The organism is Hwanghaeella sp. (assembly GCF_965227365.1).
Taxonomy (GTDB): Bacteria; Pseudomonadota; Alphaproteobacteria; order UBA8366; family Aestuariispiraceae; genus Hwanghaeella.
Genome location: NZ_OZ245754.1, coordinates 4,177,823 through 4,189,888 on the forward strand (window position 1 = coordinate 4,177,823; position 12,066 = coordinate 4,189,888).

The 12,066-nt window shown below is 59.8% G+C and carries 11 protein-coding genes; 2 read left to right on the plus strand and 9 right to left on the minus strand.

The window, feature by feature from the left end:
* Positions 1-9 precede the first annotated feature (9 nt).
* The 4 genes from ACQK2G_RS19130 to ACQK2G_RS19145 all read right to left on the minus strand — a co-directional run bounded on the left by ACQK2G_RS19130 (position 10) and on the right by ACQK2G_RS19145 (position 4,815).
* Positions 10-1,380 (minus strand): aspartate aminotransferase family protein, encoded by a 1,371-nt coding sequence (locus ACQK2G_RS19130; RefSeq protein WP_425406636.1) that lies wholly within the window; start codon positions 1,378-1,380, stop codon positions 10-12.
* A gap of 384 nt (positions 1,381-1,764) precedes the next feature.
* A complete protein-coding gene (locus tag ACQK2G_RS19135; protein WP_425406637.1) occupies positions 1,765-2,760 on the minus strand; it encodes a cyclodeaminase in 996 nt (331 codons plus the stop codon).
* Positions 2,750-3,769 (minus strand): hydroxyectoine utilization dehydratase EutB, encoded by a 1,020-nt coding sequence (eutB, locus tag ACQK2G_RS19140; RefSeq protein ID WP_425406638.1) that lies wholly within the window; start codon positions 3,767-3,769, stop codon positions 2,750-2,752. The genes ACQK2G_RS19135 and eutB overlap by 11 nt, the downstream gene beginning before the upstream one ends.
* Positions 3,766-4,815, minus strand: coding sequence for a histone deacetylase family protein (locus ACQK2G_RS19145; protein ID WP_425406639.1), 1,050 nt, complete (start codon positions 4,813-4,815; stop codon positions 3,766-3,768). The genes eutB and ACQK2G_RS19145 overlap by 4 nt, the downstream gene beginning before the upstream one ends.
* A 275-nt stretch (positions 4,816-5,090) precedes the next feature.
* Here ACQK2G_RS19145 and ACQK2G_RS19150 point away from each other — a divergent pair, with 275 nt between their 5' ends.
* Together ACQK2G_RS19150 and ACQK2G_RS19155 are read left to right on the plus strand one after the other, a co-directional pair.
* Complete coding sequence (locus ACQK2G_RS19150; protein ID WP_425406640.1) at positions 5,091-5,516, plus strand: Tat pathway signal sequence domain protein; 426 nt, start codon at positions 5,091-5,093, stop codon at positions 5,514-5,516.
* Positions 5,517-5,859: 343 nt separating this feature from the next.
* Positions 5,860-7,077, plus strand: a complete 1,218-nt coding sequence (locus ACQK2G_RS19155) for an aromatic ring-hydroxylating oxygenase subunit alpha (protein ID WP_425406641.1) — start codon at positions 5,860-5,862, stop codon at positions 7,075-7,077.
* 8 nt (positions 7,078-7,085) lie between these two features.
* Here ACQK2G_RS19155 and ACQK2G_RS19160 read toward each other — a convergent pair whose 3' ends face one another.
* From ACQK2G_RS19160 to ACQK2G_RS19180, 5 genes are all read right to left on the minus strand, one after another.
* Positions 7,086-7,871 (minus strand): methyltransferase domain-containing protein, encoded by a 786-nt coding sequence (locus tag ACQK2G_RS19160; protein WP_425406642.1) that lies wholly within the window; start codon positions 7,869-7,871, stop codon positions 7,086-7,088.
* A gap of 31 nt (positions 7,872-7,902) precedes the next feature.
* Positions 7,903-8,739 carry an ABC transporter permease subunit gene (locus ACQK2G_RS19165; protein WP_425406643.1) on the minus strand — a complete coding sequence of 279 codons (837 nt, stop codon included), beginning with the start codon at positions 8,737-8,739 and terminating at the stop codon, positions 7,903-7,905.
* 2 nt (positions 8,740-8,741) lie between these two features.
* Positions 8,742-9,713, minus strand: coding sequence for an ABC transporter permease subunit (locus tag ACQK2G_RS19170; protein WP_425406644.1), 972 nt, complete (start codon positions 9,711-9,713; stop codon positions 8,742-8,744).
* Positions 9,710-10,849 carry an ABC transporter ATP-binding protein gene (locus ACQK2G_RS19175; protein WP_425406645.1) on the minus strand — a complete coding sequence of 380 codons (1,140 nt, stop codon included), beginning with the start codon at positions 10,847-10,849 and terminating at the stop codon, positions 9,710-9,712. Before ACQK2G_RS19175 ends, ACQK2G_RS19170 begins: the two co-directional genes overlap by 4 nt.
* Positions 10,850-10,951: 102 nt before the next feature.
* Positions 10,952-12,061 (minus strand): extracellular solute-binding protein, encoded by a 1,110-nt coding sequence (locus ACQK2G_RS19180; RefSeq protein WP_425406646.1) that lies wholly within the window; start codon positions 12,059-12,061, stop codon positions 10,952-10,954.
* Between the last annotated feature and the right edge of the window lie 5 nt (positions 12,062-12,066).

Below are 12,066 nucleotides of genomic sequence, written 5' to 3' on the forward strand. Positions count from 1 at the left end.
GGGCCTGCTCTAACCCAGGACCGACACGACCGCCTTGCGGGCGGCATCGACGATCTTGTCCGCCTCGGTCCGGTCGAGGCAGAGCGGCGGGGCAAAGCCCAGGATATCGCCCTGCGGCATGGCGCGGCCGATCACGCCTTCCTTCACCAGCGCGGCGGCCACATGCGGCCCGACCTTGTCGGCGGCATCGAAGAAGACTCGCCCGTCCTTCTGCTTCACGAATTCCACCGCGCAGAGCATGCCTTCACCGCGCACCTCGCCGACATTGTCATGGGTCGACAGCGCATCCTTCATCGACTGGGTCAGATAGGCGCCGACAACGCGGGCATTGTCGACCAGATCGAGTGCATCGATCAGGTTCAGGTTGGCGACGCCCGCCGCCGCCCCGATCGGATGCGCCGAATAGGTCCAGCCATGGCCGATCGGCCCGAGTTCGTCGGTACCCTGTTCCAGGACCTTCCAGACCTTGTCCGAAACGATGGAGCCCGACAGCGGCGCATAGGCCGATGTCAGCCCCTTGGCGATGGTGATGATATCCGCCTCGATCCCGTGATGGGTGGTTCCCATCATGCTGCCCAACCGGCCGAACCCGGTGACCACCTCGTCCGCGATCAGCAGGATGTCGTGTTTGGCGAGCACTTCCTGAATGGCTGCCCAATAGCCTTTCGGCGGCGGTACGATGCCGCCGGTTCCCAGGACCGGTTCGCCGATGAAGGCGGCGATGGTATCCGCCCCTTCCCGCGCGATCAGCGCTTCCAATTCCGTGACGCAGAAGGCGACGAAATCCGCCTCCGTCATATCGAGATCGGGACGGCGGAAATAATACGGCGCTTCCGTGTGCAGCACCTTGTCCAGCGGCAGATCGAATTTCTTGTGGAACAGTTCCAGACCGGTCAGCGACCCGGTCATCAGGCCGGAGCCGTGATAGCCGCGCCAGCGCGAGATGATCTTTTTCTTCTCCGGCCGGCCCAGGACATTGTTGTAGTACCAGACCAGCTTGATGTTGGTTTCGTTCGCATCCGATCCGCCGAGGCCGAAATAGACCTTGGACATATTGTCCGGCGCGCGGTCGACGACCATCTTCGCCAACGTGATGGAGGCTTCCGTCCCATGACCGACATAGGCGTGATAGTAGGACAGTTCCTTCGCCTGTTTCGCAATAGCCTCGGCGATTTCCTGCCGCCCATAACCGACATTGACGCAATAGAGGCCCGCGAAACCGTCCAGGACGCGATTGCCGTCACGGTCTTCGATATAGACGCCGGATCCCCCGGCGACGATACGATTCGGACTTTCGCCGCGCGCGTGTTGTGCCAAATGGGTCGATGGATGGAAGAAATTCTCCCGATCCCACTGGTCCAACTGATCATTGGTCAACATGATACCGATCCTTTCTTTACAGCCGGCCGGTAAAACCCGGTATTGGAAAGACTGTCACCCGCAGCGTTCCAAAGGAGCGGCGCACAGTAATTCGTGCGCAACTGGGATCGCTTGATAGGGGCGCACGCCAGGCGCCGCTGCGAAGACGATGCGGCGCATCGTCAAGCGGTGACAACGCAGTGTGCGGCCCTATCAAGCGACCGGGGCGGCGGGGTTAGCGACTTTCTGGATCGCGTCAGCGGACGCTTCCGATATCCCTGCATCGCTACGCGCCCGCTTCCTAACCAGAAAGACGTTAACCCCGTCCCAGTGGGCACGAATTACTGTACGTCGCTCCCCGAAAGAAGGACCTTTGGGCAGTCCGGCAAGGGCGCCGGCTTTCGCCTATGCTTCGACCGTTACCCCCGCGCCGGCTTTTGTCGCGGCGGCGAAGGCATAGGTTGCTATCGCGGTATCCTGCGCGCCCGTTCCGGTCAAGTCACACAGCGTGATATCCTGGTCCGATTTCCGGCCCAAGGACGGGTCCAATACCACCTGGCCGAGCTCGGGGAGGCCTTCCGTCGTTTTTACGGTTCCCGCCGCCAGGGCCGAGCGCAATTCACCGAGGATCTCACATTGACTGATGCGGTCCGGCACATAGGCCGCCAAGTGCGGGAAAACGTTCGGATCGATCTCGTTCTTACCGGTCTGATCCGACCCCATGGCGGTGATATGCAACCCGGGATGCAGCCAGTCCGCCTTCAGCACCGCTTCGGCGGAAGGTGTCGTCGTGACAACGAGCTGGCTTTCCGCGACGAGCTGCGCAGGATCGGTCTCCGCGACGGCCTCGACACCCAACCTGGCCGCGATGTCGGATGCACAGGCCCGCGCCTTTTCCGCATCCCGTCCCCATACCAGCACCTTCTTGAAAGGCCGAACCAGATGGGCCGCCTCAATCTGTAAACGCGCCTGGGCGCCTGTGCCCATCACCCCCGCCGTGTCGACCACGCTCGGCGCCATGAGCTTGGCGGCAAGTCCGCCGGCCGCGGCTGTCCGGACATCGGTCAGGTACCCGTTGTCCAACAGAACGGCTTCCACCACCCCGGTCTTGGCTGAGAACAGGATCATCAACCCATTGGTGCTGGGCAGGCCGATCTTCGGATTGTTGAAGAAACCGGGGCTGATTTTCACCGCGAAACCGTCGAAGCCTGGGATATAGGCCGTCTTTACGTCGACCTCGCCATGTTCCGACGGTATGTCCATGGAAAGGATCGGCGGCATGATCACCTCACCGCCTGCCAGGCTTGCGAAGGCCTTCGCGACGATATCGATCGCCGTCTCGTCGACCGAAACGAACCGGCGCAGTTCAGCCTCGGTCAGGATGTGGATATCACGCGTCATAACCCCGCCCCTTTATTGTTGTATCCCCGAGCGTCACGTCCCGGCCCTGCATAATGTCCGCATGCACCGTCATATCGATGTTTCGGCCGGTGATGATCGTCGCGACGGGACCGTCAAGGGCCGGCAATTTGCCGGCCTGGAGCGCCGCAATCCCGACGACGCAAGCCCCTTCGCATACCAGCCGGTCCTCGTAATAGATCGTCTGAAGCGCGCGGTAGATCTCGTCCTCGGTCACCAAAATCACATCATCCAGATAGTCGCGGCAAAGCGGGAAGGACAACCTGTTCTGGAGTCCGATCCCGCCGCCAAGCGAATCCGCCAGGCTCGCCACCTCCTCGACCTCCACCGGCTGACCGGCCTGAAGTGAGGCATGCATCGCCGCCCCGCGATTCATGGAAATCCCGATGACGCGGATATCCGGCCGCCGGCTCTTCACCGCCAGGGCAATACCGCCCGCCAGTCCACCGCCGGACAGCGGGACGAGCACGGTCGCGAGGCCGGGGCATTGTTCGAGCAGTTCAAGCCCGATCGTTCCCTGCCCGGCAATGACGTACGGGTCATCAAAGGGCGATATCTCGACCAGCCCTTCCGCTTCAACCAAGCGCACGCTTTCCGCCATCGCATCGTCCTGGGAGTCGCCGACGATGCGGACCTCCGCACCGAGCGCCTTGATACCGTCCACCTTCGCCTTCGGCACCAGGGAGGACATGCAGATTACCGCCCGCAAACCACGCGCCCGCGCCGCATAGGCCACCCCCCGGCCGTGGTTTCCGGTCGAGCAGCAGGTCACGCCGCCGATATCGTTCGGCAAGGCGAGGATGGCATTCGCCGCGCCGCGTAACTTGAACGCTCCCATCGGCTGGGTCAGTTCCAGCTTCAACAGAAAATCGGTTCCCGCAATGCCGCTTAGGTAAGGCGACGGCGCCAAAGGGGTTGCCGCCGCCATGCCGGCAATCCTCTCCCGCGCTGCGCCGATCCAATCCGCCGTGAAATCCGCATAGTCGATCATGCCTTCGCCCGACTTGCGGCACTCATAAACCCGTCCAGGACGTTGACGGTGTTGATGCCGATTTCCTCAACCGCATATCCGCCTTCCATCACGAACAGTGTGGGCAGGTCAGCGCCGGCGATGCGTTTGCCGTAATCGGTGAAATCCTGACTGCGCAGTTTGAAGAAGCTGATCGGGTCCTTTTCGAAGGTGTCGACGCCGAGCGAGACGACCAAGGCATCCGCCCTGAAATCGGCTATTCGACGCAGTCCCTCGTCCAGCGCCGCGCCCCATACTCCATAGTCGGCGCCGCGCGGCAGCGGGAAATTGGCGGTATAGCCTTCGCCGGCACCCGATCCCGTTTCGTCCGCATAGCCCAGAAAATGGGGAAAGGCGTCCATCGGGTCCCCGTGCAACGAAACGAAGAGCACGTCGTCGCGACCATAAAAGATTTCCTGGGTTCCGTTTCCATGATGGAAATCCACATCGAGGATGGCGACACGCGCCGCGCCTTTCCCCCGCATGTGGTTTGCTGCGATCGCCGCATTGTTCAGGAAACAGTAGCCGCCGAACTGGCTGGTGGCGGCATGATGCCCCGGCGGACGGCAAAGCGCGAAGGCGGCGCCTTTATCCGCCAAGACGATATCGGCGGCGGTCAGCGCGACATCCTTCGAGGCCAGTGCCGCTTCCCAGGTCCCTTCCGAGATTGAGGTTTCGGAAGCCAAGGCGTAATAACCGAGCAACCCGTCGATATGGTTCGGAATTTTATCGGAGCGATAGGAACGAGCCGGCCAGACGGTCGTTATCGCCTCTCCCTCGTATCCGCTGTCGATCCATATTTTCCAGGCCTTGGACAAGAAATCGACAAAGCCGGCATCATGGACGGCCAGGACCGGGTCCATGCCGTATTCCTTCGGCTCTACGAAATCCCCGAGGCCGCGCTTGTTCAATTCCCCGGTGATGAAGTCCATCCGCTCGGGACACTCGAACGGCCGCACCAAGGTGCCACCGTACAGTTCCGTCTGCGAATTCCGCAAACGATGCCGTTCCGTGAAAACCGTCTTCATACGCGTGAACCCCTGAAGCAATGCCGGTAAAGGCCTCGACCGGCGGGACTGAAAATCATTTGCGCAGTCTGGGTCACAGAGGCGCCGGTCCGCAAGCCATTCCCGTTCCCATGGCAGGCGATTGTGACAGTCCGGTTATTGATCCCTCCGCTTCTGCTTCAACGCTTGGCTTACAACCCGTGAAACGTCTAGACTGCCGCCCGCAGCAGGAGCAGGCAGGCACCGGGACCGCTCTCCTAAACATGATAATTCTGTTGCAGGCGAAGGAAGACATAATGCGCTTTTCTACAATGATTGCGGCTTTGTTTCTCATTCTTGCCGCCATCCCGGCAGCCCAGGCCCAAGACGGCACGCAAAAAGTCCAAGTCGAATTGAACAAGTTGGAGCCCCAGGCGAATGCCTGCCGGGCCTATCTGGTTCTGCAGAACGGAACGGAAAGCGAGTTCTCGTCCTTGCGCCTGGATCTGGTTGCCTTCGATACGGATGGCATCGTCGCAAAACGTTTGGCCGTGGAAGCGGCGCCGCTTCCCCCCGGCAAAACCAGCCTGAAACTGTTCGACATGTCGGAACTGGCCTGCGACGGCATCGGTCATCTGCTGCTGAATTCCGTTTTGGCGTGCGGTGATCAGAATGGCGAACGCGCGGACTGTCTCGATCTGATCGACGTCACCGCGAAACCGGGCTTGAGCCTGATCAAATAACGACGCGGGTCATCCGCTTCTCCATTCTTAACGAGCACAACCGTCGACATGGCGCAGCCCCGTTGGATCATGGCCGGCGGATCGCTTCAGTGCGTTCCGCTCCTTGGTCTAGGGCAATAGGGCGGAAGTCCCCGGCAGCCGGCCCCGATGCGGTGAATTCGTCTGTCCGCTCAGGCAGCAAGCCCCTTACTTTCTCACATTTCTGCGGTCTCTGCCCGGGCATCCGGGACCATGGTCATTCCACACCGGCACCGGAGGGGCATGGGCAGGGCTTCTTTCCGGGGTGACAAATACGCATCTTTCTATTATTTTGAATGAGCACTCAAAAAAACATAGGTTTGTCATGAGCGAGATCGAAGAGCAACGGAAGGTGCCGGAGGATTGGGACCGAAGCGGTTTGGCGCCGTGGACCTATCTGAACGACGAATTGGCCGAACTGGAGAAGGACACGCTGTTCCGCCGCCATTGGCAGTTGGCCTGCCACGTCTCCAACCTTCCCGAGCGCGGATCCTACATCACCTTCGACATGGCCGGTGAACGCGCCATCGTGATGCGCGGCGAAGACGGAGAAATCCGTGCTTTCCATAATTTGTGCCGCCATCGCGGGTCCCGCGTCCTGGCGAAGAAGCGGGGCGTGTGCAAGAAGGTCATGGTCTGCCCCTTCCATGGCTGGGGCTATAATCTGGACGGCACCCTCCGTTCGCCGACGGTCCCTGAAAGCCTGCCGAAACTGGACAAGCAGGAGCACGGCTTGAAACCGATCGAGATGGATATCTGGATGGGCTTCGTCTTCCTGCGTTTCCTGCCGGGCAACCAGCCGAGGATCTCCGAATTGCTGGCCCGGCACGTGGAGGAGGTTGCGCCCTATCAGGCGGAAGACATGGTTCCGGTCTATGGCGGTTTCTGGAGCCAGGAGATGAAGGTCAACTGGAAAGCGGTGCGTGACGTGGACAACGAGGGATACCATGTGCCCATGGCGCATCCGGGCCTTCAGGATCTCTACGGCAAGAACTATTACGACGAACCGATTGTTAACGGTACCAATCGCTCCTTCGCCAAGCTGACGGACAGCCCCGGTCATTTGTGGAGCGTTCGGCATTACAAGAAGATCCTGCCGGATTTCCCGAATTTGCCGGCTTCCAGCAAACGCGCCTGGCTTTATATCGGCATTTTTCCCAACACCGTGATTTCCTTTTATCCGGAAAGCGCGGCTTTTTATCAGGAGTTTCCCTTGGCCGCCGGACAAACCCTGCAGCGCGGGGCGACATACCGGTATGCGGAGGAGAACCGGGCCATGCGCCTGTCACGCTACCTGTCGGAACGGATCGACCGGCTTACCGTCGAGGAAGACACGCAATTGATTGAATGGACCTGCGAAGCGATGGAATCCAGCGCTTTCGACGGGATCATCCTGTCCGACCGGGAATACGGTGTGAAAGCCTATCACGACAAACTTCGCGATCTGCTTCCGGTGATGTCCATGCCCGAAGCCCCGGCGCCGGGCACTGTCGCGGCGGTCAATGCCGAAATGTCGGCGGCGCGCGCCGCCGCGGCCGAATAGAATAGAAATCAGGAAAGCGGCTTGATTGCCCTGAAGTGATGCGGGCAATGCTCGCCGCTTTCCAAGACGACCAACATTGCCCGCCACGTCGCGATCTGGGAATCCAGTTCACCCGGCGGCAGCACGGCTTCGAAGGCCGCACGGTCTCCGCCTTCCAGGCGCGCGAGTTCTTCCCTGGCGATTTCCCTGTACCAAGGATTTCTGTTGCGAAGCGATACATCGACGAAACCAGCTGCCGCCAGAGCCTTACGGTACCGTTCCGGTGACGCCATACCGAAATTGAGATCTTCCTTCGCGATATACTCCGCCATCTCAGGCGAAGGGTCGCCGTCATGGGAAATCAGCCAATCCGAGGCCACGAACATGCCGCCGGGTTTCAGGACACGATAGGCATCCAGGGCCAGGGCTTCCTTGTCCGGAATGTGCACGATTGAATCCTTGCTGAACACGATATCGACGGATTCTTCCGGCAGGGGCATGGGCCCCGGTTCCACTTGCCGGATTTCGATCCGGTCGGACAGCCCCGCTTCCTCAGCCCGTTTCCGGGACAGGGCGCAGACCGGCCCTTCAACATCCAATCCAATGACCTTCGCAGCGCCGTAATCCCGGGCAAGGGACACCGTGATGCCGCCGGCGCCGCAGCCGATATCGACCACGGTCTTTCCCGCCAGATCCACGCCATCCAACAGGCGCGCGACTTCCTCGGGCCCGCCGGGCGAGAGGAAACCCTCACCCCACAATTCCTCGAGGAACGTTATTGCATTCGTGTCATAGAGCACGTCACCGGAATGCACGGATCACCTTCCTTCCCTGCGCGCCGCGTCGCTAGTCCTGGGCGACGCGTGCCAATTCACGATCCCGCTGGCGCTGTTGTCGCATCAAGATAATCCCGGCAATCGCCACGCCGATGGCTACGGTCAAGATAATGATGGTCGCCAGGGCGTTGATGTCGGGCCGGAGGCCGAGACGGATACGAGAATAGATCAGGATGGGCAGCGTATTCGATCCCGGTCCGGTCACGAAGCTTGCGATCACAAGGTCGTCAAGCGACAGGGTAAAGGCCAACAGCCATCCTGCCATCATCCCCGGCGCCAATCGCGGCAGGGTGATATCCGTCAGCACGCGGAACGGTTTCGCGCCGAGATCCTGCGCGGCCTCTTCCAGGGTTTCCCCCATGCCGACCAGACGCGACTGGATAATCACCGCGACATAGGCCAGCGAAAAGGTGATATGGGCGATCGTGATGGTCGTGAAACCGCGTTCGGCCGGCCAGCCGATCAAGTCCTGCATGGTGATGAACAGCATCAGCAGCGACAGACCGGTGATGACTTCCGGCATCACCAGCGGCGCGGCCAGCATGCCGCTCATCAGGGTCCGCCCCTTGAACCGTCCGAACCGCACCATGGCAAGCCCGGCCAAGGTGCCCAGCATCGTCGCGAAGGTCGCGTTGACAACGGCAATCTTCAAACTCAGCAACACCGCCGCCCAAACCTCGGGGCTCTGGAACAGTTCGACATACCAGCGGACCGACCAGCCGCCCCAAACCGGAACCAGCTTCGACTTGTTGAAGGAATAGATGACCAACAGGATCATCGGGACATAGAGGAACGCCATGCCCAGTACGAGCATCCAGGTCAGGAATGGAGAACGCCCTTGGGACATGATCAGCGCGCCTCCGCTTGCTTGGCCTGATAGTGCTGATAGACCATCATCGGTGCGACCAGCAGAATCAGCAGGGCGATGGCGACCGCGGCCGCAACGGGCCAGTCGTGGTTCGCGTGGAACTCATTGTACAACAGCCGTCCGATCATCAGGACGTTCCCGCCCCCCAGCAAGTCGGGAATGACGAATTCCCCCGTCGCCGGAATGAAAACCAGCAACCCACCGGCAACGATCCCGGGGAATGTCAGCGGCAAGGTGATGGTGAAAAAGATCGATGTCGGCTTGGCGCCGAGATCGGCCGCCGCCTCATTCAAGGTATTGTCCAGCTTTTCCATATTGGCATACAGCGGCAACACCATGAAGGGCAGATAGGTATAAACGATCCCGACATAGACCGCGAATTCCGTATACAGCATGCGGATCGGCGTTTCGATCAATCCGATATCGATCAGCAGGTTGTTGATCGTCCCCTGGTCCGACAGCAACCCCATCCATGCATAGACCCGCAGCAGGAATGACGTCCAGAATGGCAGGATGATCATGAACAGCAGCAAATTCTTCGTCGTCGGCGGGGATCGTACAATGCCGTAGGCGATGGGATAGCCGATCAGCAGACAAAGAATTGTCGAGATCGTGGAGATTTTCACCGAGTTCAGATAGGTGGTGACGTAAAGATCGTCCTCAAAGATATACAGGAAGTTCTCAACCACCAGCCGGATCGTCAGAATCCCTTCATCGGTCCATTCCAGAAATGACGAGAAGGGCGGACTGGCAATCAGTGCTTCCGCCACGCTGATCTTCGCGACGATGACGAAGGGCAGCAGAAAGAAGACCAATAGCCAGGCATAGGGCAGAAAAACGACAACGCTTTTCCAACTGGATTGTATTTTGCGTGAAATTCTGACGCCCAACGGCGGGTCCTGCAGGGAAGGCTCGGCATTTGCCGCCGGGTTATCGAGGGGCGTATCGGTCATTTCGTCAACAAAATCGGGCTCGAGGCGGACCAGGAAAGGTACACGTCCTCTTCCCATGTGATCTTATGAGTCCGGTTTTTTGGTCGAACGAGGTTCGGGGCGGTGACATCGACCAGGGTGCCATTGTCCAGGCGCACTCTATAGATCGAAACATCGCCCAGATAACCGATATCCTCCACCGTGCCCTTCGCCTGATTGGGACCGGCGGCGGTCGGCGCTTCCTTCGTCAGATGGATCTTTTCGGGACGCAGCGCGATGAAAACCCGCGCACCGACCTGAACCGACATGCCGTGGTCGATCAGGATCTCGCCGGCTTCCGTATCGACCCTCACGTGATCGCTGGATTCTTCGGTGACGCGCCCCTCGAAGATGTTGGTCGATCCGATGAAATCGGCGACGAAACGAGATTCGGGGAATTCGTAGATTTCCGTCGGCGTCCCGATCTGGGAGAATTGGCCCGCATCCATGACCGCGATCCGCGTCGATAGCGTCATCGCTTCTTCCTGGTCATGGGTCACCACGATAAAGGTGATGCCGACCTTATCCTGAATGTTCATCAACTCGAACTGCGTCTGTTCCCGCAGGCGTTTGTCCAGCGCGCCTAGCGGTTCGTCCAGCAACAGCACCTTCGGTTCCTTCACCAGGGCGCGCGCCAGGGCGACGCGCTGGGACTGCCCGCCGGAGAGCTGGTGGGGCTTGCGTTTCTTGAAGTCCTGCAGTTCGACGAGCTTGAGGATGTCGTTGACGCGTTCCTCGATCTCCGCCTTCGGAACGCCGCTCTGTTTCAAGCCGTAGCCGACATTCTTTTCAACCGTCATATGCGGGAAAAGCGCATAACTTTGAAACATCATGTTGGTGGGGCGCTCATAGGCGGGGACCCCCGCCATTTCCACGCCATCGATGGATATCGTGCCGGAGGTCGGCTGTTCGAACCCGGCGAGCATTCTGAGCAACGTGCTCTTGCCGCAGCCGGAACCGCCCAAAAGGCAGAAAAGCTCACCTTTGTAGATATCGAGATCGACGTTGTTCACCGCGGTGAATGCGCCGAATTTTTTGGTGATCCCCCGGACCTTGATGAAGGGCACGGCATCGGGATCCAACCATGGCGAGTCGCTATACGCCTTTTGTTCGGTCATGAACCCTCCCACATCCGGTTGCGCATGGATGACCACGTCATGACGAAAGTCCAAGAAAGGGGCCGGCAACGTTATCGAACGCTGCCAGCCCTGTTGGATGACTTAGTTTCCGGCCTTGAAGTCGGTCCAGACCCGGGTGCGGACCCTTTCGATCTTCGGCTTCAGCGGCGTCATGGTGTACATCTTTGCGACCGATTCCGGCGGCGGGTAGGAAGCCGGGTTGCCGGTCACTTCCGGATCGATCAACTCGACCGCATCCTTGTTGGCGGACGCGTACCAGGTGAAGTTACTGTCACCCGCGGCGACATCAGGGCGCATCATGTAGTTCAGGAATTTATGAGCGCCCTCGACATTCTTGGCATCGGCGGGAATGACCCAGCCGTCGACCCAGAGCTGCGCCGCGCCTTCACCCGGCGGCAGGAAAAAATCAAGCACGACACCCGTATTGGCTTCCTTCGCGCCGGACATCGCCAGCAGGCCGTCCGGACCCCAGGTCACCGCGACGCAGAATTCCTTCTGCGGCATGCGCTGGTAGGCATAGTTGTCGAAAGTCTTGATGTAGGGGCGGATGGCGAGAAGCAGTTCCTTCGCTTTTTCGTAGTCGGATGCCTTGTTCGAATCCGGCTCCAAGCCAAGATAGGCCAGCGCCATCGGGATCACGTCGCCCGGGGAATCCAGGAAGGAGACACCGCATTTCGCGATTTCCTTCATGTGCTTCGGATCGAAGATCATGTCCAACGAGCCGATTGGCGCGTCCGGGTAGGTTTCGAGCACCAGTTCCTTGTTATAGGTCACGCCATGCGTTCCCCACATATAGGGAACGATATGCTTGTTGTCCGGATCCCATTTGGCGGCGATCTGACTCAGGATTTCCGGCATGCCGTGCGACAGGTTCGGAACCTTGGACTTGTCGATTTCCTGCAGGATTCCCGCCGGGATCAGCCGGGCGATCTGGCTCGAGGAATGCGACACCACGTCATATCCGGAACCGCCGGCCAGAAGCTTGGAATCGATCGCTTCGACCGAGTCGTAGTTATCGTAGATAACCTTGATTCCGGTTTCCTTTTCGAAGTTCGCGATCGTCTCCTCGCCGATATACTCGGCCCAGTTCGTGACGCGAATTACTTCTTCCGCCTTGGCCGCGCCGCCCAGCGTCGCGACAGCGGCGGCGCCGAGCAGAACGCTTCTGAGAAGCTTCTTGACCTCTAACATTCACA